At 37.5% G+C, this 21,867-nt stretch carries 18 protein-coding genes; 5 read left to right on the forward strand and 13 right to left on the reverse strand.

Annotated elements, in window-relative coordinates; translation table 11 throughout:
• Positions 1-2: 2 nt before the first annotated feature.
• The gene (locus AC27E9_RS01435) at positions 3-731 is read right to left on the reverse strand and encodes a glutathione peroxidase (protein ID WP_487126563.1); all 729 of its coding nucleotides are present in this window, start codon (positions 729-731) and stop codon (positions 3-5) included.
• Between the two features lie 220 nt (positions 732-951).
• A complete protein-coding gene (locus tag AC27E9_RS01440; protein WP_487126565.1) occupies positions 952-4,209 on the reverse strand; it encodes an ATP-binding protein in 3,258 nt (1,085 codons plus the stop codon).
• A gap of 362 nt (positions 4,210-4,571) precedes the next feature.
• Here AC27E9_RS01440 and hutG point away from each other — a divergent pair, with 362 nt between their 5' ends.
• Together hutG and AC27E9_RS01450 are read left to right on the forward strand one after the other, a co-directional pair.
• The gene (gene hutG, locus AC27E9_RS01445; protein ID WP_487126567.1) at positions 4,572-5,369 is read left to right on the forward strand and encodes an N-formylglutamate deformylase; all 798 of its coding nucleotides are present in this window, start codon (positions 4,572-4,574) and stop codon (positions 5,367-5,369) included.
• A 9-nt stretch (positions 5,370-5,378) separates the two neighbouring features.
• Positions 5,379-6,743, forward strand: coding sequence for a formimidoylglutamate deiminase (locus AC27E9_RS01450; RefSeq protein ID WP_487126569.1), 1,365 nt, complete (start codon positions 5,379-5,381; stop codon positions 6,741-6,743).
• 93 nt (positions 6,744-6,836) lie between these two features.
• On the opposite strand, the gene AC27E9_RS01455 is transcribed toward AC27E9_RS01450, so the two are convergent.
• Positions 6,837-7,193: a hypothetical protein gene (locus tag AC27E9_RS01455; protein WP_487126571.1), complete on the reverse strand. Its 357-nt coding sequence runs from the start codon at positions 7,191-7,193 to the stop codon at positions 6,837-6,839.
• Positions 7,194-7,439: 246 nt separating this feature from the next.
• On the opposite strand from AC27E9_RS01455, the gene ccoG reads away from it, so the two are divergent.
• From ccoG to AC27E9_RS01470, 3 genes are read left to right on the forward strand one after another with little or no spacing between them, the layout of a single operon-like run.
• Positions 7,440-8,873, forward strand: coding sequence for a cytochrome c oxidase accessory protein CcoG (ccoG, locus tag AC27E9_RS01460; RefSeq protein ID WP_487126573.1), 1,434 nt, complete (start codon positions 7,440-7,442; stop codon positions 8,871-8,873).
• The gene (locus tag AC27E9_RS01465; RefSeq protein WP_487126575.1) at positions 8,873-9,847 is read left to right on the forward strand and encodes a serine/threonine protein kinase; all 975 of its coding nucleotides are present in this window, start codon (positions 8,873-8,875) and stop codon (positions 9,845-9,847) included. Before ccoG ends, AC27E9_RS01465 begins: the two co-directional genes overlap by 1 nt.
• Positions 9,848-9,899: 52 nt before the next feature.
• A complete protein-coding gene (locus tag AC27E9_RS01470; protein ID WP_487126577.1) occupies positions 9,900-10,532 on the forward strand; it encodes a thiol:disulfide interchange protein DsbA/DsbL in 633 nt (210 codons plus the stop codon).
• Positions 10,533-10,795: 263 nt separating this feature from the next.
• Here the strand turns inward: AC27E9_RS01470 and AC27E9_RS01475 are convergent, their stop codons facing one another.
• The 10 genes from AC27E9_RS01475 to AC27E9_RS01520 form a co-directional block, all read right to left on the reverse strand.
• Entirely contained in the window at positions 10,796-11,461 is a 666-nt protein-coding gene (locus AC27E9_RS01475) for a TVP38/TMEM64 family protein (protein WP_487126579.1), read from the reverse strand.
• Between the two features lie 15 nt (positions 11,462-11,476).
• On the reverse strand, positions 11,477-11,911 hold the full coding sequence (locus AC27E9_RS01480) for a thermonuclease family protein (protein ID WP_487126581.1): 435 nt from the start codon (positions 11,909-11,911) through the stop codon (positions 11,477-11,479).
• Positions 11,912-12,032: 121 nt separating this feature from the next.
• A complete protein-coding gene (locus tag AC27E9_RS01485; protein ID WP_487126583.1) occupies positions 12,033-14,168 on the reverse strand; it encodes a hypothetical protein in 2,136 nt (711 codons plus the stop codon).
• Between the two features lie 42 nt (positions 14,169-14,210).
• Positions 14,211-14,864: a single-stranded DNA-binding protein gene (locus tag AC27E9_RS01490; protein ID WP_487126585.1), complete on the reverse strand. Its 654-nt coding sequence runs from the start codon at positions 14,862-14,864 to the stop codon at positions 14,211-14,213.
• A 100-nt stretch (positions 14,865-14,964) separates the two neighbouring features.
• A complete protein-coding gene (locus AC27E9_RS01495; RefSeq protein ID WP_487126586.1) occupies positions 14,965-15,315 on the reverse strand; it encodes a DUF3802 family protein in 351 nt (116 codons plus the stop codon).
• Between the two features lie 187 nt (positions 15,316-15,502).
• On the reverse strand, positions 15,503-16,300 hold the full coding sequence (locus tag AC27E9_RS01500; RefSeq protein ID WP_487126588.1) for a 2-oxoadipate dioxygenase/decarboxylase family protein: 798 nt from the start codon (positions 16,298-16,300) through the stop codon (positions 15,503-15,505).
• Positions 16,301-16,539: 239 nt separating this feature from the next.
• Positions 16,540-18,012, reverse strand: a complete 1,473-nt coding sequence (gene astD / locus AC27E9_RS01505) for a succinylglutamate-semialdehyde dehydrogenase (protein ID WP_487126590.1) — start codon at positions 18,010-18,012, stop codon at positions 16,540-16,542.
• 57 nt (positions 18,013-18,069) lie between these two features.
• Positions 18,070-19,086, reverse strand: coding sequence for an arginine N-succinyltransferase (gene astA / locus AC27E9_RS01510; protein WP_487126592.1), 1,017 nt, complete (start codon positions 19,084-19,086; stop codon positions 18,070-18,072).
• A gap of 69 nt (positions 19,087-19,155) precedes the next feature.
• Positions 19,156-20,370, reverse strand: a complete 1,215-nt coding sequence (locus AC27E9_RS01515) for an aspartate aminotransferase family protein (protein ID WP_487126594.1) — start codon at positions 20,368-20,370, stop codon at positions 19,156-19,158.
• Positions 20,371-20,706: 336 nt separating this feature from the next.
• Positions 20,707-21,852: an HDOD domain-containing protein gene (locus AC27E9_RS01520; RefSeq protein WP_487126596.1), complete on the reverse strand. Its 1,146-nt coding sequence runs from the start codon at positions 21,850-21,852 to the stop codon at positions 20,707-20,709.
• Positions 21,853-21,867: the final 15 nt, after the last annotated feature.

A 21,867-nucleotide genomic window follows, 5' to 3' on the forward strand; every position in this document is an offset into this window, starting at 1 on the left:
GCTTAGCTAAAGTATGCTGCTAAGTCTTCACTGCCACCAATATGCTTACCATCAATAAATACTTGTGGCACGGTATCAGCGTTAGTAATTGCTTTGAACATGGTTAGGTTTACGTCTTTACCCACTTCTAAATCTTCATAGGTTAAGCCTTTTTCTGTTAGCAACGCTTTCGCTTTTTTACAGTAAGGGCAAGTTGGTTTGCTAAATATAGTAATTGCAGATGTTTGACAAGCTGCAGGGTTTATATGGCTTAACATGGTGTCAGCGTCTGACACTTCAAATGGGTCACCTGGTAAATCAGGTTCAATAAACATTTTTTCAATAACACCATTCTTAACCAACATCGCATAACGCCAGCTGCGCTTGCCAAAGCCAATATCGGCTTTATCTACTAACATTCCCATCGCATCAGTAAATTCGCCATTGCCATCAGGGATAAAGCTAATATTGTCGGCATCTTGGTCTTGCGCCCATGCGTTCATAACAAAGGTGTCATTTACCGACATACAAATAATTTCGTCAACACCATTTTTAAACAGTGTTGGAGCCAGTTCGTTATAACGTGGCAAGTGCGAAGATGAGCATGTAGGAGTAAATGCTCCCGGTAGAGAAAAAACTACCACAGTTTTATTATTGAAAATCTCATCGCTATTGCGTGTTGTCCACTCATCATTTGCACGTAGTGTGAAAGTAACATTTGGTACTTTTTGCTGCTCTTTATTTTCTAACATAATGGCTCCGTTGGTTATTTTTCATGACAGTTAGCTTTGTACTGTTTTGCTATAAGAGTATTATCTAGTGATTTTTGTTTTAAATAAAATTAATTAAATTGATGTAATTAATCTAAAAAATAGATTTATATTAAATTAACTTGATTCTTTAGTGTAGCAAGCGCATTGAATTTTTGTTTTTACTCGCTAGATAAATAATTTATTCTAACCATAATAACAGCTAATTTTGATGACTTAACCAATGTTGAATTTCATCAACGAGTTGATCTATTTGCATTATTAACTCAGCCGCTTGCAAATTCATTTGCTTTTGCTCATGGCTCTGCGCAAGTAGTTCAGTGCTTTGGGCTAAGGTATCTAGTTTTTGACCACATAAATAGCGTACGCTACCTTTAACTTTGTGCACCACAGCTTGAATATTTGGATATTCTAATGCCACCAACGCCGCCTTGAAGTTGTTTTTGTCTTGGGCCCATGAAGTAATGAAAATTGTTGCAATTGCTCGACTTAGCTCAATGTCATCACCGTTGGTGGTCAATAAGGCTTGTGGCTCAAATAAGCGATAGCTTGAAGATGAGGTATTTTCAACAGCATTATTACTTTTCATGGCTTGCAACTGTCGGTAAGCGTGGTTGAGTTTGTTGGTAATTTGCTCTTGAGGGCAAGGTTTTGCCATATAGTCATCAAAACCAGCATCTAAGCACATTTGTGCTGCACCACTCAATGCATCTGCTGTTACTGCTATTAACCATAGTGGTTTTAAGTGCTTAATTTCAATTAAGCGGCTAGCTAACTCAAAGCCGTCTATATTTGGCATATGGCAATCGGAAATAATAATGTCATAAGGCTGTTCAGCGTGCATGTCTAAAGCTTGTTGGCCATCGTAAGCTATATCAGCCACTATATTTAAGCGTGCCAACTGCGCGCTTAATACCTTAATATTAACTAAGTTGTCTTCGGCAACCAGTACACGAATACCTTGAAAACGCTGATCATCTTCTGCATTAACCATACGGGTATTTTCACGTCGTTTATCTGTTATTGCTTGCTCTTGTGCACACTTAAGTTTCAAATTGAATGAAAATGTACTGCCTTCGTTTTCCACTGATTTCAGCTCTATTTTACTACCCATAGCGGTTGCTATTTCCTGACAAATGCTGAGCCCTAAACCAGTTCCACCAAAGTTTCGGGTAATATCGTCATCTGCTTGGATAAAGGGGGTGAAAAGTAGCGCTTGTTTGTCTTTTGCTATGCCGATACCACTATCAGTCACAGAGAAGTTTATGGTGTGATAAGTGTTGTTATTTACTGACGTCTCTTCTAATAGGTACATAGCAAGCTTGATATAACCATTTGGAGTAAATTTTTTGGCGTTGCTAAGCAAGTTATTAAGGATCTGTGTCAGTCGTGTCGGATCAGTGAAATAGCTATGAGTAATTCTTTCGTCAATCTCTAAGCTTATTGGTGTTTGATTTTCATCAGAGATATGACTGATGCTTTTAATAACATCCTTGGCGATTAAATGTAAGTTCGCGGCAACAGATTCCAAGGTAAGCTTACCTGCCTCTATTTTTGAAAAGTCGAGTACGTCGTTAATTAAGGCAAGTAAATTACGTGCTGAGCCTTTGAGTGTAGTTAATAATTCTTGTTGAGAATTATTAAGGTCGGTAAACGATAGTGATTCCGCCATCCCTAGAACACCATTCATTGGTGTACGTATTTCGTGACTCATACGGGCTAAAAAGGTAAGTTTTTCTTGTGCTGACTGTTCTGCTTTTTCTCGCGCTAATTCAGCGAGTGATAATGCGTGAACAATTTTGCGTTGTTCTGCTTTTTTTACTCGACGGCGTTGATAATTAAACCAAGTGATGCTTAAGAAGATTAGCACCGTTATCAACAGTAAAAATTTCGCATTTTGATACGTTACGGCAATTTTATCTTGGTTAGTATGTTGGTTAACAAAGGCTGATTTGTTCCATTTTACGTAGATATCATCTAAGCGAATTGCAGAAATATCGCTAATAGCACGATTAATAATGGTCAGTAAATGACTGTTATCTTTGTGGCTAGCGAAGGTAAAGTTAGCATCAGGCAAAAATTCTGGTAATGGCTGACTGGTTAAGCTTGCTAATTGCATTTTTTTTATTAGGTATGCAGAAGATAAAGACTGACCGATAAATGCGTCAACTTCATTGTTTGCTACTGCTAAAACGGCTTTGTCGATACTAGTGAAGGGTTGAAATTTTGCTTCTGGATATTTTTGTTGTAAATAGCGTCCAGAGGCGAGCTGCTCGACAATGGCAATGGTTTTGTCGGCTAAAATATCAATGTTAATTTTATCTTGGTCATTAATACGGTAAATAACGCTATGGTTAGCTTCTAGGTAGGGCATAGAAAAATTAAAGAATTTTTCATAATCAGTATTTTGTTCAATATGAACAAATATATCGGCTTGCTTATTTTTAACTCGTTCAATTGATTGCAAATAGTTGGCAACATATTGTGGGCGAAATACCAAACCAGTTTTTTCTGTAATAATTTCGATTAAGTCAATGGCATAGCCGCGCTCTGTAATGTTATTCAAGTTTTTGGTAATAACATAAGGTGGAAAACCTTGCTCAAGAATTGGGTATTGCAATTCGTTATGGTCGATTAAATATTGCTTATCACTTTCAGATAAGTCTTGAAGGTAATTACCTAAAGTAATGTTAATTGTACCTTTATCTTCAAAGGCATATTTTTTCCGCCATAGCTGTGCTTGTATGGCACCAACCGCTCGCAAGTTTTCGTTTATTTGATATAACAACGCACGGTCACTTTTACGGGTAACTGCGTGGAAGTAAATCTTTGGTGATTCGTCAAAGTTTACCGAGTAATTGCCCAATAAATTTCTTTGCGCAAGATGTTTAGTCAAGTTCCATGGCTCAACCGAATACAATACATCGTATTGTGAAATGTTATTCATTAAGCTCTTAATTGAAGGGTAGTAGTGGCGTTCAATGTTTTTATTTAAATAATTTAAAGTTCGTTGGTTGTCACTGTGAATTCCAATTTGAACATTGCCATTATTATTACTGTTTACTCTTCTAAAAACGCGTTGCTGAAAGTTAGCAAATGGCGCACTGTATAACACGTTATCTTGCTTTTCTTCAAAAACGGCGATTGCCGCTACATCAATTTTATTGTTTGCCAATGCGTGATAGATATCACGTGAAGCTAAAAAAACAAATTCAATTTGAGTTTGGTGGTCAATGGCCCATATTTGCCAATATTCTTTTAAAAACTGAGTTAGTCGTTGTAATTCTTTATTGCCTGTATTTTCGATAGCGTCTTGGTTCGGTAATGCTATACGCAATATTGGTGCTTGAGTGTTGCGTGCTTCCAACTTTACCGTTGCTTGTATCGTAAAAGAAGTAAATGCCAACCACAAAAGCAGTAATCTAAAAAAAGTAATTGGCAGTAGTTTTTTGCATGTCATTGATGTGAGCGCTCTAATCTAGATGATGAATTTGAAATTCATAACTTAGCGAGTGTATATGAAGCTATATTGTATCCTGAAAACACTTATTAACGAGGCTATTTGTGCCATGGTAGCAATTTAATATGTCTTGGTTACGCTTGGTTTACATACTTGATTAAATTTAGTAACAACAGGCTAAATTTTAGCGTAATGAAGTTATGACATAAGTAAAATTAATGACGTAGTGACATTTAATTGTGGTGTTTCATTATTTTGATGAACAATAAATATCGGTAAAGGAGCTAAAAGTATTTTATGTTCTGATTATGGCGTGTTAAATTAACTTTATTGAAGTTGTATATACAATTTGAGAGGGTCAAATGTCAGAAAGTTTTCAGTTAATCAAAGGTACAGTGCCATTATTAATTAGTATGCCACATAATGGTGAAGAAATTCCTGCCGATATCGCCAAGGTGATGACAGATAAAGGTCGAGAAGTAGCAGATACTGACTGGTATATGGATCGCCTTTATGCTTTTGCTCAGGCACTTGGCGCGTTCATTCTTGTTCCTAAATATAGCCGATATGTTATTGATTTAAACCGCGACCCTGACGGTGTTGACCTGTATCCTGGAGCAAACAGTACCGAGCTTTGCCCAACTACAGCATTTGATTTATCACCTTTATACCAAGATAATTTCGCGCCAACTGTCGAGCAAGTTAGCCAACGAGTGACTAACTATTGGCAACCTTACCATCAGGCACTTTCGTCTACTTTAGAAGATATTCAGCAGCAGTTTGGTCGTGCAGTACTACTTGAAGCACATTCTATTCGCTCAGTTGTACCACGCTTCTTTGAAGGTCAATTACCTGATTTTAACTTTGGCAGCTCTGATGGCAAAAGTTGTTCATCAGCATTAGTCGATGCAATCACAAACCTTGATTATGCGCCTTACTCTATGGTTTGTAATGGTCGATTTAAAGGTGGCTATATAACCCGAGCTTATGGTCAGCCCGAAAAAAATATTCACGCCATTCAACTTGAGTTATCACAGCGAACCTACATGCATGAATTGGAAATGACATACCATGAAGAGTTTGCTAAGCAGGTTCAGCGGAAATTAGAGATGTTAGTACAGGCTTTAATTGATTTTTCACTAGCACCAACAGGAAAATAAGGAATGGCAATGAAACTTTTCGCTAATAAAATTTTACTTGCTGATGGTTGGGCAGCAGAGCAAACCTTAACTATTGAGCAAGGTGTTATTACTGATATTACCCAAGGTTATGTTGCTGGCGCAGAGCGAGCAAAAGGCGTGGTGATCCCAGGTATGGTTAATTGTCATTCTCATGCTTTTCAACGAGCATTTGCTGGATTTAGCGAACAAGGCAGTGAAGGTAAAGACAGTTTTTGGACTTGGCGCAGTATTATGTATAAGTTTATTGAACAGTTGTCGGCTAAAGATGCACAAGTTATCGCAACACAACTTTATATTGAAATGCTGAAAATGGGCTACACCCGAGTAGCAGAGTTTCATTACTTACATCATGATATTGACGGTGGCAATTACCCACATTTATCGGCAATGGCACAAGCTATTTTTAGCGCGGCAAAACAATCAGGTATTGGCTTAACCTTGCTACCTGTACTGTATCGGTTTAGTGGTTTTGGGCCAAAAGCACCTAATGATGGGCAAAAGCGTTTCATCAATTCAGTTGAACAATTTAATCACCTAATTACTGAATGCTTTGAAATTGCTAGTACTCATGACAATAGTAATGTTGGTATTGCGCCGCATTCATTGCGTGCTGTAGATAAAGACTCTTTATCAGCAGTGGTAACTCACGTTAGAGCGCTTGATGCTAATGCACCAATACATATTCATATTGCTGAGCAACAAAAAGAAGTGGATGATTGTATCGAGCATTATGGACAGCGTCCTGTGCAATGGCTTCTGAATAACGCTGATTTAGATAAGCATTGGTGTTTGATTCACGCCACGCATATCAACGAAGAAGAGCGCCAAGGGATAATTTCCAGCCAAGCGATAGCGGGGATTTGCCCGACAACTGAAGCTAATTTAGGCGATGGTATTTTTCCTACTGACGAGTTCTTACTTGAAAATGGCACCTTTGCTATTGGCTCTGACAGCCATATTTCTGTCAACCCAATAGAAGAATTACGTTGGTTAGAATATGCTCAGCGTCTAAGTAAGCAACAAAGAGCATTGTTGGCTAATAGCGAGCAAAAATCAGTTGGCTTGAACCTATGGCAACGGGCGGCATTGGGCGGAGCACAAAGTACCAATAGTAATACTGGTGAATTAGTCGTTGGTAAACAAGCGGATTTATTAGTGCTAGACGACAGGCAATTACGTTTATTTGCTCACGATGACGACCATTTACTTGATAGTGTTATTTTTGCTAGTCAGCAAAACTTAATCCAAGATGTCATGGTTTTTGGGCGATGGGTAATACAAGATAGTAAGCATGCATTAGAGCAAGTAAGCGCTGATGATTTTGCTGAGTTATTAGCCAAGCTGTCAGCATAAAACTACCGAAAGATAGTTTAAAAATGATAATGCCGAATAACTATGGCGGTTAGCTTAGTTATTCGGCATTTTTAGTTATTTAAAAGTGAAAATTTATAGCAAACTACTGTACTGGCCTATCACTTGACAAACTTTTGCGAAATTCTCTCGATGAAGCTTAGGTGTTTGTTTATTGGTATTACAGTATTGTTGATAAAAGTCCTTCACACTTTTTCTACTACTGGTTATTTCCGCAACGTATTCTTTTTCTTTGGCAGTAAATTGTGCAAAATCTTTTGATAAGTCTTGATATATTTTATCTGCTTTTAATCTTATTTTAGTATCGGTTGCGTCAGAAAAATAACCGAGAATCATGGTTTTTTGTTCACTTAACCAGGTGTTGAGTTTTTCATTTGGGTAAAAATGAAAATATAAAGCACCAGCCACGATTAAGATCAATAATTTTTTCATATCCTACCTTATAATTAATATGTGCAGATAAATAACAAGTGGTTAACACTGATTTAATTTATTACCACACAGAACATTATTGTTTTATTGGACGAAATATAATGAGAATAGTTCTAGGGTAATCAATTTTGTACTAACAAAGCAATAATTTGCTATTTTTTGATAGGTAATCAGGTCTAATTCGTTATAATTAACCTGCCTTATCGAACTAAGAGTCGAACCAAGAGTCGAACTAAAGGATCCGCTTTGAAATCAAACGATAATAACAGTAAAAATCATCGTCAGATTCCGGTAAAAAATGTTGAAATTCATCAACCAGATAAAACCGGTGCCTACAAACCTCGTGATCAAATTTATGTCCGTAAGGTAGAAGGAATATTTCAAAAAATACGTCAAAAAATGAATTTTTTCTTTTTGGCGCTTTTCGCATTGTTACCCTGGCTACAGTATGAAGGCCATCAAGCGATTTTATTTGATATTAGCGAGCAACGCTTTACGTTATGGAGCGTAACGTTATGGCCGCAAGATCTTACACTACTGGCTTGGTTGTTTATTCTTAGCGCCTTTCTACTTTTCTTTATTACTACTTTTTTAGGGCGTGTATGGTGTGGTTATTTGTGCCCTCAAACCGTTTGGACTTTTATTTTTATTTGGTTTGAAGAAAAAATAGAAGGTAGTGCTAACCAGCGCAAAAAGCTTGATAGCCAGCCATTATCTGTGAACAAGCTTTGGCGAAAAACCTTAAAGCATTTCTGCTGGGGCTTCTTTTCATTATTGACTGCATTAACGTTTGCTGGTTATTTCGCACCTGTTCATGAAGTTTTTATAGATTTCTTTACCTTTAATGCCTCATTTACCTTAGCGGCAACGGTATGGTTTTTTGCTTTTTGTACTTATGGCAATGCTGGCTGGATGCGTGAAATTATGTGTTTGCATATGTGCCCGTATTCGCGCTTTCAATCGGCAATGTTTGATAAAGATACTTTAACTGTTTCTTACGATACAAAACGCGGTGAAAATCGCGGTCCTAGGTCAAGAAAGCAAGACCCTAAAGAAATGGGATTAGGTGACTGTATCGACTGTAATTTATGTGTTCAGGTTTGTCCTACTGGCATTGATATTCGTAATGGTTTGCAATACGAATGTATAAATTGTGGTGCCTGTGTTGATGCCTGTGATGGTGTTATGGACCGTATGAAATATGATAGGGGCTTAATTCGTTATACCACAGAGCATGAATTAGAAGGTAAGAAGGTTCACTTCATTCGTGGTAAATTAATTGGCTATGCCATTGTACTTGTAGTAATGACCAGTTTATTGATCATGGAAATGGCGAGTCGTGTACCGGTTTCTATGGATATTATTCGAGATAGAACCGAGTTAGCGAAAGAGAACTTTAATGGTGAAATAGAGAATGTTTATACCCTCAAAATTTTGAATAAATCGCAAAAAGATAATCATTATCGAATTTCGGTAAAAGGTATAGAAAATACTAAATGGCATGGTGAACAAGAAATCTTTGTTAAAGCAGCCACGGTTTACACGCTACCGATCAGCCTTTCGGTTGATCCATATGAATTAGATGGCTATATGACAGATATAAGTTTTGTGATTGAATTAGTTTCAGATGAGGAAGAAGTTATGCTTGAGCATGAAAGCCGCTTTTTTAATAAACGCTAATGTCAGTATTTGATTTCTCTTCGTTATCACCAGATCTCATTCTAGATGGTTTAGAAAGTACTGGCTTAACAGTTGATAGCGGCTTGTTGCCGCTAAATAGCTATGAAAACCGTGTTTATCAATTTCATGATGTTGATAAAACGAAGTATGTAACTAAATTTTATCGTCCACAGCGGTGGAGTGAAGCGCAAATTCGTGAAGAGCATGCGTTTTCATTTGAACTTGATGCTAATGAACTGCCACTTGTGGCGCCAATAAAGATTGATGGTGAGTCATTATTTACTCATCAAGGCTATCATTTTTCGATATTCCCGTGTCGAGGTGGGCGAATCTTTGAAGTTGATAACCTTGACCAACTAGAGTGGATGGGGCGTTTTCTTGGTCGTATTCATGCTATTTCAGCCCAGAAAAATTTTATTGAGCGACCAACATTCAATAGTGTAGAAATGTTGCAACAAGCGCAGCAAACAATTGAAGATGCGAAGTTTGTCCCAAATAGCTTAACGACACCATTTTTCACCATTTTAGAACAAGTGATTACCGTTGCAAGTGAGCAATATCAGCCGGGATCTCAAATTCGCTTGCATGGTGATTGCCATGCTGGAAATATTTTGTGGACAGATGACGGTCCTCATTTCGTTGATTTGGATGACTGTCGTATGGGGCCAGCAATACAAGATATTTGGATGATGCTTAGTGGTGACCGTCAGCAACAAATATTGCAGCTTGATACCATACTGACGGGTTATGATGAGTTTCATAGCTTTGACAGCAATGAATTGCCTTTAATAGAATCATTGCGTACTATGCGGGTAGTTAATTATATGGCATGGCTATGTAAACGATGGCAAGATCCTGCTTTTCCTCATAATTTCCCATGGTTTAATACCGAGAAATATTGGGAACAACAAATTTTAATGTTGAAGGAACAAATGTCTGCCTTACAGCAACCGCCGCTTAGTTTGATGCCATAGCAAGCATATATGCTGTTAAATATTTTTATTAATGATTAGGAATTGTATTTTTATGAAAAAGTTAGTGAGCTTATTCGCTTTGATGTTATTACCAGTATTGGCTTTTGCAGCGGATTATACTGAAGGCGAGCATTACACTAAAGTGAGCGAAGAAATTACCAAAAAACCAGAAGTTCGTGAGTTTTTCTCTTTCTATTGTCCACATTGTTTTCAGTTTGAACCGTTTATGGCGAAATTAAAAACATCACTTCCTGAAGGCGCAAAGTTTGAAATGAACCACGTGGATTTCTTACGTGCAGCGTCACCTAAAATACAGCAAATGTTGAGTAAAGCCGTTGTTGTTGCTCATCAAATGGGTGTGGAAAAGAAAGTTATTGGTGCATTATTTAATTATATTCATGTACAAAGAGCCGTATTTACCTCCGAAAAAGATATCCGTAATGTTTTTGTTTTAAACGGTGCTGATGGCGAAAAATTTGATAAGTTAATGAAAAGTTTTGGTGTAGTAAGTAAAGCAAAAGCTATGAAAAAACAACAAAACTACTTCGCTAAAAAAGGTGCTTTAACAGGTGTTCCAGCAGTGATTGTTAATGGTAAATATCGTGTTGATGCAAAAGGTTTAGATCGAAACAATTTTGAACAAGATTACATTAATCTAGTTAATCATTTATTGACATTAAAATAGGTCTACTGTGTATCATAAAAAAGAGGCCTAGGCCTCTTTTTTTGTTTTAAAATTACTTAAATAACCTGAACTCTGCTTAATTAATATTGCTCTAGTTGCTATTTTCTACCTATCTCTGCGTTTAATTCACCTCCAATAGGTTAGCTATTGACGCGTGAATCAGCCTGAGTTAACTAAAACTATCAAGCTAGAAGCAAGTGGTATAACTTAACTTATATTTCAATAAATTAGAGTTTCTCTTAATCCGAGCTCAAGTTAAATAATTAATTTAATGTCAGTTTAAGCTTAGTTTTACGGTATAAGTAGCTACTTAGCACAAGTGCAATAACCAATAGGATGATGCTGAGAATAAGCTGTTGCTGACTATTAACTTTCAAACCAGCACCCATCAAGGAAAAAACTATCATTTGCGGTATAAAACCAAGCGCTGAGCCTAATATATACGGTGTAATAGGTGAATGCGCCGTACCTGCAAGGACATTGGTTAAAAAGTTTGAACCGGCGGGTACTATTCTAATGATTATCGCTTTTAAAAAAGTATCGTGTGCAAAAAAGTGATGCACCTTTGCAAGTGGTTTTGGGTAATGCTGCTTAATGGTTTTATTAAAGAGTTTTCGGGCAATGATTAATGTTAACAGGCAGGCTAGTACAGCAGATACTGTGGCTAATACCACGCCATAACCGGCGCCAAATAAATAACCAGCAGATAGTGCTGCTATCTGTCGTGGTAGTCCAACAGCCATGGTAAAAGTGAGTATAAATAGTAATGTTAAAGCGCCAAATAAAGTATTTGGGATCAGCGTGTTTAAATAGTTTTCAATAGTGCTGCTATAACTTCCTAATAGTACCGTTGCAAGCACAATAGCCAAAATAACAGATAAAATACTGGTGATAACGGCGACTTTAGTTGCTGATTTTTGTAGTAACATGCTGAAAGCTTATTCCTATTTGGGCTGAATACACCAGCTTTGTTTCTTGCTTTTAGCGGAATAAACCTTAGCAAAACCTTCGGCAAGTAAACCTTCAGCTAAATTTTCGCCGTCAATAAATACATCAGCGGTAACGCGAAAGTATTTACCACGATTAAGCTGCCTTAGTTCAATTTTTTTAGCATGCTCGAGTTTGTTTTTAGTGAAACTCTTTGCTGCTAAGGCTAGCTGTTTTTCTGCGGGGCATTTTGCTCTGAGCTCTGGCGTGTCGATATTATTAATGCGTATGGGGGCATTCTTACCTATTAAGGCAGGCCATTGGTCTATATCAACACGAAACGTATCGCCGTCGTATACACTAGTGACGCGGCTAACAACGACATTGCCGTAATCAGCAGCACTAAGCTGATAAGAAAAAAAGCATAAAGCTACAACTAATTTCGACCACATGGCTTATTAATACTGCGCCTAAACGAAAAAACGCTATTTTGCGGCGCTTTTACTGGAAAAACAAGTACTGTTATTTGTTGATATTAATTGGGCTTTGGAAAGCCATTATTAATTAGCTTTATTATTTTATGAAATCGTTAATAATTTTAGTTTTAGCGATATTAAATTCATCTTCGCTTAAAAACCCCTGTTTTTTCATCGCAACAAGTTTGTCTAGTGCTGTAACAAGTTCTGTGTCCTGATTAATTGCTATATCGTCTTCAGTTGTTGAACTTTGTTTTAGTGGCTTAATTGGCGTATTACTTTCTTGACTCTGATTTATTGGGGGTTGAGACCCTGCTTGTTGATTTAGCTCAGCTGTATTTTGAGAGGAGTTAAGCTTAACCTTAGCTTTAATTTTTACTCTAATTTTTCGTTTACTGGTATGTTCAGCATTAATAAATTGTGAAAATAACCAATTCCAGTCAATAACCTTGTCCAGTACCTTGTGATATTTAAGCTTTGTATGGCGAATATTACCGACACGATAGTACAGACAAAACATATAGCTTGCCTCAGTAGTATCTGTTAAGCGTAGCTGTATTTTTCGCTGCTTATCATTGACCATTTTTAGCCTGTGTTCTTTGGCAAAGTAATTTAGTACTTGTTCTTCAAGTGAATTCGAGAACCCTTGCTGAGGATCAGCACTAATAATTGAAATGACTTCGTCATTGAGTAAAATTTCGCTAGTTTTTAATGTTGATATATTAACAATTTGCCCAACGCTTTTTTCATGGCGCTTATATAAAGACAGTGATTGTGTGGCGGTGTTTACGTCAAAATTAGCCCATTGTGAATGCAGAAAATGCTGCTTTTTACCGGCGCGAAATTTAACATACCAAAGGTAGCTAGCAAGGCTGGCGAAAATGATCAGTAAAATGAGTAAAAGGTGGCTATTTCCCTTGTTACTTGCTGGTGTTTGCTCAGTTATGGTTGTTGGCACTATTTCTTCTGGTGCGGCCGATATGCTATATAGTAGCTGCTTATTATGAGCTAGAATTAATAATTCATTATTACTGTGTCGGTGAAGACTTAGTTTTTCGCCATTACTTTGTGCCAAATTAGCAAAGTTTGCGGTGACCGAAAAAGATGGCTTTGGTGTAAGCGAAAGTGCCTGTAATTGCCAATTTCTCTCGACATACTTAAGCTGTAATACTTTGCCCCATAAGTTTTTTAGCTCTCGGCCTTGATAGAGAATGACTTTGTTACTCGTATCGCTAGCCTGTTTTGTGATCTTTGCTTGTTCAGATACAGGCGGTAAATTTTTGCGAAAATCATCCCCTAATTTGGCTTGAATAAGAGTATTTTGTTCTACGCTATTTAATTGCAGTAGTAATCTTGTTTTGCCATTTTTAAGCCAATCAAAATTGATAATATTTGCACCTGTCATAATCACTATTTCGTTACGAATATCTGCATTTCTCATAAAGGGATTATTTAGCGGAATAGTGTAACTTTGCAGACCAAAGCGCTCAGGCTTGATGCGTAAAACAGTGCCGGAATATAATGCTTTTTCTGACATTTCTTCATTATCAGTTTTACTTAATAGTACATAAAGTAAACCAAAATCTTCATGCCATGATTCAGTGTAAGGGTTGAAAGATAGCTGGCGAATGGCTTCATTGGTTTTTTGAATAGGAATGCGCAGCACTTCATGAAATTGAGAAACAGTTGAAGGTTGATGCTGTGAACTGCTTAATTGCCAGCGGGTTATTACAGTATCATAAGGAAGGTTTTTATCTGTATAACTGTCGGCATTACGGGTTGAATTACTACCTGCACTAATATCGAGTTTATTGTTGGAAGTCTTGTTAGATGACGTTGTTTCTTCAATATGGGCAGTATAAAAGGTGTTATATCCGTTACGATCACGATAAGCAAAGCTTGGATCTATTGCTATGGCCGTTAAACCATGAATTGTTTTGTTATTGAAATGCCTCGTAAGGTCTAATATGGCTGTTGTTGTCGCTTTCTCGTTGTTTAGTAGATAAACCTTGCCATTTTTGCTGGCAAGAAAATATTCCGAATTACTGCCTATCACTGGCAATACGCTTTGCCACTTATCATTATTTAACGTAATCGTTGAAAGATCAGCAAGTGCAGATAAAGTCAGATCATTAGTCGTTTGCTGAAAAGCGTGTAAGTTAACACTGAATAATATCAATGTTAGGTTTATAAAGCTTAAACTACAGCGGCTAAGCCAGCTAGATTTATCCATAAAACTGCTGTGTTCCTATTGAAAATATAGGCTTGTGAACAACTAGTGCTTGTTAAGCAAAATCGCTTGTTGAGCCTCGATAAATTGACTTTTATTCTTATTATTCAGATAGCTTAATTTTCCGTCAACCATTATTTGATCATTTCTTTGACCATGCTCCGCAATATAGAGTGCTTGTTTGCCCCAAATGTGTACTGGCCGCTGCACTGAAAAGGTATGCTCTTGTTGGCTCAAGGTTGAAAAAACACTCTGTTGACATTCAACAATGAGCTCGACAAGCTCTTTATTACTTTCAGTAGTAACTACCTTAATATCTGAGCAAATTGTTGCACTACAATGAATTTGATTTACTGATTGTGCATAACCTTTAGGGTAGGTTTGAGCATAGGTTGCATGAATAATTTCACGGTTGTTTTGTTTGCTATTGATTAAGTAACCTTGCAATAAAATAATATCACCTTTGTCGGCATGAATAAGTGCTTGCTCAACAATACCACCAATGACTTTAACCGTGTGGTAACTAGTCCACTCTTTAAACTTTTTACTGGCTTTATCAAACCAGCGGCTATGTGTTGCTAATGTTAACTCCGCAACGGCAACCACAGGATTTGCTTTGTAACGAATATCTGGTTTTTTCACTAAATTACCTAATAGCGTTACTGTACATAGATGGTGATGTGGTGTGTCAGTTAACATGGGGTCACTTGTGTTTAATAGATGAAAATAATGCCTCTAAAACTAACGATAGTTTTTTTCGCTGGTTTTCAGCATTTAAGATGGATACGAATACTTAACACTATAACAAGAATTTGCTATGAATTTCAGTGTCGAATAAGTTTTTAATTAATAAAGAAAACTCTTTAATAAAGCTTAATTGCTGCTCGGTTACTGCATTATTGACTACACCGGAAAGAATTTCTTGTAAGTCATAAACAATCGCGTCAATTTCACGAATAATAGTATTGCGTTGGTTAAATGTTAGTGCTTCGTTTTGATTACACAAAGAAATAATTTGCGTACTCATTTCTTCTTCAATTACCTCAAGTACGGTGCTATTTTGTGAGGTGTTAGCAGAGTTTTCAAACAACTCTAAGTGCTCAGTTAAGTATTCAATAATATGAATATAACCTTCAGTATCGGTAACCATATCAAACAACTATTAATTTAACTTGTTGTACTACTGTACCTTTTATTGAAGGTGGGGATCAAGTAAGCAACTGTGACTTTTGTTAAGGTATAAAATTTTAATGCTGTAAGGAATTAAATAGCGATTAATGAAGAGGGTATAAGCACCTATAACTGCATGGTATAGGTGCTTTGAGGCAAAATTGAGGTTAAGCGGCTGCGTTAGTGCTTTCAAATATTTTATCAGCAGATGCTGCAACAAAGCCTGTATAAAGTTCGCCGTTATCCATTGGATATCGTTTAGCAAACTCATAGAAGCAGCTAGGGATAGCAACGGTTTTGTCTGAGAACTCAACTAGTACGTGGTCAGCCATTGTTGACGATTGCTCAAGTTTTACTTCTTCATCGCCCTTGATTTCGCCGCCAGCGCTATTAAGAGTGAAACCACCAGCTTTAACTGCGTCGTTTACTGACTCAATTGAGTCGTAGTTTTCTAAGTGGTTAATGCTAACCGTGAAATGGTTGGCACGGTAACCCCAAGCAGCAACCCAAGCAGCATATTCACTTTCTGCTAAAAGGTCTAAGTATTCTTGATGGCTTACTTGCCAGTGTGTACCTGAGTATAAAAAGCTCTCAACATTTATATCGCTTTCGTTGATATTTGCCACCATCTTTTCAATAATCTCTTGTACGCGTGGTGAAAACTCTTCAACTAATAGTTCACTAATAAATACTTTTGGTAAGTTAGTGTCTTCGTGTTCAAAGTGCTTAGCGTACAATTTTTTAGCTTCAAAATGGTATTCGCCACATTCTTTGTAGCCAAGATTAAGTAAATGAGCTGAAATTTTTTCGATATTAACTTTAGCAATGTTAAATGTGCGGTATGCAACGTGATCGTTAATTAAGTCGTTACCAGTACCTAATAGTCGATGCACTTTATCTGCAGAAGGGGTAACTTCTAAATAATTCTGCCAAATGTTGTTAAATAAATTTTTAACTGGGGTCATGTTAAATTCCTATATGCTTAAAATAAAATTCTTCGATAATTCATGTCGATTGAATGGCATACAAAAGCTATTTAACTGGATATTCAGAGTAGATAAAAACTCAATAAATATTTAAGACAAGCGTGTTCGATAACCATTCAGAACGATGGCTATATTTGATCGATATTCTTGAAAAAGCTGGGACGTATCCCAGCTTTTTTAATTGGACAATGAAACTTCATGCTAATAAATAATACTGCTTATTTAATAGCTAAGCCTGGGCTTAAGGTTGCAGGCAACGCCACTTTTTCAGCTTCAACTGATGCTACAGGGTATGCACAGTAGTCAGCAGCATAAAATGCACTTGCTCTGTGGTTACCACTAGCGCCAATACCACCGAAAGGTGCAGCACTACTTGCACCAGTAATCGGCTTGTTCCAGTTTACGATGCCAGCACGAATGCGACGGAAGAAATGGTTATATAATTCTTCGCTATCACTTAATAAACCAGCAGATAAACCAAATGAAGTGTTATTAGCTTCGTCGATTGCTGTATCAAAATCAGTGTAACGGTAAACTTTTAATAATGGTCCGAAATGCTCATCATCTGGCATATCAGTGATGTTAGTTACATCAACAATACCTGGAGAGATAAAGCCCGTACCTACTTCAAGGTGCTTCATCATAACGATAGACTCGCCACCAAGGTCAAATAACTGCTGTTGAGCTGCAACTAAACCTAGAGCCGCTTTTTCAGAAATCATTGAGCCAATAAACGGTTGTTCTTCATCATCAAAGTAACCAATTTTAATCGCTTCAGTGCTGGCAACTAACTTAGCTAAAATAGCATCGCCTTGTGCGCCAGCTTCAATGAATAATCGGCGTGAACAAGTACAACGTTGGCCTGTCGTGATGAATGCTGATTGTAGAATGTCATGAACTACAGCATCGATGTCAGTAACATCTTTAACTACGAGTGGGTTATTACCGCCCATTTCAAGCGCTAAAATTTTGCCAGGTTGGCCGCCAAATTGCTCGTGTAAAAAGTGACCTGTAGTTGAACTACCTGTAAAGAATAAACCGTCAATTTGTGGATGACTTGCTAATGCTTTACCTGTTTCAACTTCACCTTGCACCATATTAATTACACCAGCTGGTAAGCCTGCTTGTAACCATAGTTTTAAGGTTTCTTCAGCAACCATAGGGGTTAATTCACTTGGCTTAAACACTACCGTATTACCTGCGATAAGTGCCGGTACAATATGGCCATTAGGTAAGTGGCCAGGGAAGTTATAAGGACCGTATACAGCAACAACGCCATGTGGCTTATGACGAATAAAAGCTTTAGCGCCAGGCATTGGGTTTTCAACGGTACCGGTACGTTCTTCATTTGCACGTACAGAGATCGCAATTTTACCTACCATAGCACCAACTTCAGTACGAGTTTCCCAAAGTGGTTTACCGGTTTCACGTGCAATGGTGGTTGCCAAAGCTTCTTTGTTTTCTGCTAATAATTCAGAAAATTTCACGGTAATGGCAATACGCTCTTCAATTGGCATATTAGACCATGTTTCAAAAGCGGTGCGTGCAGCACTTACTGCTTCTTCAACTTGTGCTGGTGATGCAGTATTGCCCTGCCAAATCACTTCATTTTTAGCTGGATTTTTTGAAAATATTTCATGACCTAAACCAGCAATCCATTGACCGTTTATTAACTGTATATTGTGTGACATTCTTTATTCCTCTGCGTGTTTATCGCAAATGAGTATAGTAATTAATTGAAATTTTGATTAGTTAGAAACTAGGCGCACCCAGTCACCTTCACTAACCATTAACGCATCAGCAACCGCTTGCGTTAAAACAACTTGGTTAGCTGTTTCACGTAATAAAACCGGTGCTTGAGTCGCTCTAAAATCTGCTACTTTGCTATTACAAATAATATATTTATTGTCGCTATCAACGTCGCCAATTAATACTTGGCATTTTTGACTTTGACGAACCGTTTTCACCAATGCGGTTTGTGTTTCAACCGTTGGACCACCATCAAAAATGTCAACATAACCGCGACGAGAGAAACCCTCAGCTTCAAGTAATCGCAATGCTGGTACTGTTTTAGGGTGTACTTTGTTGATAACTTTTTGTGCTTCAGGACTCAATAAATTAACGTAAATCGGGTATTTTGGCATTAACTCAGCAATAAATACTTTCTTACCGATACCAGTTAAATAGTCAGCAGTTGGAAAGTCTAATGAGAAAAAATGCTCTTCCAACCATTTCCAAAATGGTGATGAACCATCTTCGTCTGAAACACCACGCATTTCAGCAATTACAGTTTCAGAAAAACGTTCTGTGTGTTCTGCCATAAATAAGAAACGAAAACGCGATAAGAATCGCCCGTTACTATTTTTACGGTGACTTTCGCTTAAAAACAACGTGCAAATTTCTGATGCGCCAGTGTAGTCGTTACATAAAGATAATGTTTCGACGGTATTATAAATATTAAGCTCACGAGAGCTATGCACAACCTTACCTAAATGGTAATGATAAAATGCGTCGTCTAGACCAACGGCAGCCTCAATACCACTTGTACCAACAACTTTACCTGTTTCGGTATCTTCCATAACGAACAAGTAACCTTCATTACCTGGCTCTGTTACGTTGCTGTCAAAAGATACTTCAGCGTGAGAAATACGCTTTCTCAATAATTCTTCGTTGACCGGCAGTGATGTAAAACCGTGTCCTGACTCAACAGCAATACGATGTAATGCATCATAATCACTATTTTGTATAGGGCGTATAATAATCATAGAAAACTCTCAATGAGACAGCTACATACCCATAAACTATGATATGTAGCTAATTTAATAATAGGTATTTTACTTAGCTAGTTTAGCTACTGCTTTTTCAAAGCGTGCTAAACCTTCTGCGATATCTTCGTTTGGAATAACTAAAGAAGGTGCAAAACGAACGATGTTAGCGCCAGCAACTAAGGTCATTACACCTTCAGCCATAGCAGCATTTAAAAAGTCTTTTGCTTTTCCTTGATATGCTTCAGTTAATACCGCACCAATTAATAAACCTTTACCACGAATTTCACTAAATACGTTGTACTTAGCATTGATTGCATTTAAACCGTCAATGTAAAGTTGCGCTTTAGCTTTTACGCCGTCTAATACTTCTGAAGTGTTAACGGTATCAAATGCAGCTTCTGCAACAGCACACGCTAATGGGTTACCACCGTAAGTACTGCCGTGTGTACCAATTTTAAGGTGCTTAGCAATCTCTTTAGTGGTGATCATTGCACCAATAGGGAAACCGCCACCAAGAGCTTTAGCTGTGGTTAAAATGTCAGGAGTAATATTTAAGCCTATGTATGCGTATAACTCACCTAAACGACCAACACCAGTTTGTACTTCATCAAAAATTAATAGTGCGTTATGTTCGTTACAAAGTTCGCGAACACCTTGAGCAAATTCATCTGTTGGTGAAACAATACCACCTTCACCTTGTAATGGTTCCATTACTACAGCACATGTTTTATCAGAAATAAGTGCTTTAACACTTTCAAGGTTGTTGTATTCAGCATGTACGATATCGCCAGGCTTAGGACCAAAACCATCAGAGTAAGCTGCTTGGCCGCCTACCGTTACAGTGAAAAATGTACGGCCGTGGAAACCTTGTTTAAAAGCGATGATTTGAGATTTATCAGCACCGTGGTTATCTAATGCCCAGCGGCGTGCTAATTTTAAAGCTGCTTCGTTTGACTCAGCACCTGAGTTGGCGAAATAAACTTGATCAGCAAATGTGCTGTCAGTTAACTTTTTAGCTAAACGTAAAGCTGGCTCGTTAGTCATAACGTTTGATAAGTGCCAGATTTTATTTGCTTGCTCGGTTAGTGCGCCAACTAATGCAGGATGACAATGTCCTAAACAGTTAACCGCAATGCCGCCAGCAAAATCGATAAATTCGCGATCTTGTTGATCCCAAACACGAGAACCTTGTCCACGAACAGGGATAACAGCCGATGGTGCATAGTTAGGTACCATAACATCATCAAATAATTCACGATTTACCGGGAAGTGGTTAGACATTGTAAACTCCTCTCATAATTAGGATATTGTAATCAATATATGTATATTAATTTTGAACAAACATAGTGAACAAAATTAAATGAATTAATCAGTATTACCGCTTAAAAGGTAGCACTAATCAAAAAATAGACAGGGATTATGACAGAAAAAAGCAGCATTGTCTTGCTTCGTGGCGCTGTACCCCTTATAAAATAAAGGCTTGGCCGTTTTTATTCAATATTAGTGCATAACTATGTTTGGTCGGTTTTTACTAAGCTGAAGTCAGTAACTAGCGCCTTATGTCGGCTGGCAAGATCTCTAATCGAGTTTAAGTTTCATAATTAATCAAAAATAATTTTAATTAAAATTTAATTTAATATGGTCAATATCGCTTTTCTTCAATAAAGCTATATCATTAGTGCTTAGTTGCCCGGCGGTAAGCAATATTTTCGCTTCCTCTGAGGTAATTAAATCTTCTTTCGCTAAACTTCTAAAAGCAATATAAGCCTTGGCTTTTGTGACTAACTTTGCGATAGGGCACATATGGTTAATATTAATAGCATAGGCTAGGTCAAATAAGGCTTCAGTGATTTGTAAACGATCAAAGCGCATGAGTTCAACCATGTCAGCCGCTACTTTGCTGCTTCGTTGCATAAGTTGCTCAAGCAGTAAGTCAGGTGAAACATCAAGTTCAACGAGTACGTCATGCAGCCTTTTATCTTTATTTTCATATGCACTACGCAGTTCTTCATTATATAACTCATTATAAGTGTTTAAAAAACCACGAGTAACAGCAAGTAAACCTAGGTTACTCAACATGCCAGCAGTAAATGCAGTAAATTCATCTAGTCCTTGCTCTTTCGCTAAACGTTGCGACGCCAAAGCGATTGATAAGCTATCATTCCAAAGCTTTCTTTTCATTAACGGGTATGGTGCAGTGCTAATTGGTAGCCAATGTTTAAGCATAAACGTTGGCATCACAAGCTTAAGGTTATCAAGGCCAACATAGCTTAATGCGAGATTTGGCTCAGTAACTTGGATGTCTGAACGCTTCCGATATTGCGGCTTATTAACTAAATTTATTAATTCTGTACATAGCCAAGGTAATGCTTTAGCAAGCGGAGTAATGCGGTTAATGGAGGCGGCTTTAACTGCCAGTATCTCCATGATAGAAGGCGCGGCGTCTTCTATTTTTAATATATTGCTGTAAAGATGTTCTTTGTTATCAAACTCTTTATTAACTTGCGTTGAAACTTGGCTGAAGAACTTGCTCATTACTTGTGCTTTAAAGTGTTCTTGGCCATGTTCTTGGATGATTTTATTTTTTTTAGCTTCTTCTTCAACGGCCAATAATTCACGGCGACGGTTGAGTTGCTCGCTGTCTTGATGCTTAGCAACTCGCACTTTGCCGTTTTTTAGTTGGGCAAAGTCTTTACTAATCGCAAGGCTTATAGCGCGACTGTATATTGGAGCAACGAGTTTATTATCTTCAAATATTTGCATCAGAACTTAATTATA

This window comes from Colwellia meonggei, from assembly GCF_057537295.1.

What these genes read in the sequence shown, in the direction of transcription:
- AC27E9_RS01435 (WP_487126563.1), bottom strand. Translation starts at nt 731, where the DNA reads ATGTTAGAAAATAAAGAGCAGCAAAAAGTACCAAATGTTACTTTCACA.
- AC27E9_RS01440 (WP_487126565.1), bottom strand. Translation starts at nt 4,209, where the DNA reads ATGACATGCAAAAAACTACTGCCAATTACTTTTTTTAGATTACTGCTT.
- hutG (WP_487126567.1), top strand. Translation starts at nt 4,572, where the DNA reads ATGTCAGAAAGTTTTCAGTTAATCAAAGGTACAGTGCCATTATTAATT.
- AC27E9_RS01450 (WP_487126569.1), top strand. Translation starts at nt 5,379, where the DNA reads ATGAAACTTTTCGCTAATAAAATTTTACTTGCTGATGGTTGGGCAGCA.
- AC27E9_RS01455 (WP_487126571.1), bottom strand. Translation starts at nt 7,193, where the DNA reads ATGAAAAAATTATTGATCTTAATCGTGGCTGGTGCTTTATATTTTCAT.
- AC27E9_RS01465 (WP_487126575.1), top strand. Translation starts at nt 8,873, where the DNA reads ATGTCAGTATTTGATTTCTCTTCGTTATCACCAGATCTCATTCTAGAT.
- AC27E9_RS01470 (WP_487126577.1), top strand. Translation starts at nt 9,900, where the DNA reads ATGAAAAAGTTAGTGAGCTTATTCGCTTTGATGTTATTACCAGTATTG.
- AC27E9_RS01475 (WP_487126579.1), bottom strand. Translation starts at nt 11,461, where the DNA reads ATGTTACTACAAAAATCAGCAACTAAAGTCGCCGTTATCACCAGTATT.
- AC27E9_RS01480 (WP_487126581.1), bottom strand. Translation starts at nt 11,911, where the DNA reads ATGTGGTCGAAATTAGTTGTAGCTTTATGCTTTTTTTCTTATCAGCTT.
- AC27E9_RS01485 (WP_487126583.1), bottom strand. Translation starts at nt 14,168, where the DNA reads ATGGATAAATCTAGCTGGCTTAGCCGCTGTAGTTTAAGCTTTATAAAC.
- AC27E9_RS01490 (WP_487126585.1), bottom strand. Translation starts at nt 14,864, where the DNA reads ATGTTAACTGACACACCACATCACCATCTATGTACAGTAACGCTATTA.
- AC27E9_RS01495 (WP_487126586.1), bottom strand. Translation starts at nt 15,315, where the DNA reads ATGGTTACCGATACTGAAGGTTATATTCATATTATTGAATACTTAACT.
- AC27E9_RS01500 (WP_487126588.1), bottom strand. Translation starts at nt 16,300, where the DNA reads ATGACCCCAGTTAAAAATTTATTTAACAACATTTGGCAGAATTATTTA.
- astD (WP_487126590.1), bottom strand. Translation starts at nt 18,012, where the DNA reads ATGTCACACAATATACAGTTAATAAACGGTCAATGGATTGCTGGTTTA.
- astA (WP_487126592.1), bottom strand. Translation starts at nt 19,086, where the DNA reads ATGATTATTATACGCCCTATACAAAATAGTGATTATGATGCATTACAT.
- AC27E9_RS01515 (WP_487126594.1), bottom strand. Translation starts at nt 20,370, where the DNA reads ATGTCTAACCACTTCCCGGTAAATCGTGAATTATTTGATGATGTTATG.
- AC27E9_RS01520 (WP_487126596.1), bottom strand. Translation starts at nt 21,852, where the DNA reads ATGCAAATATTTGAAGATAATAAACTCGTTGCTCCAATATACAGTCGC.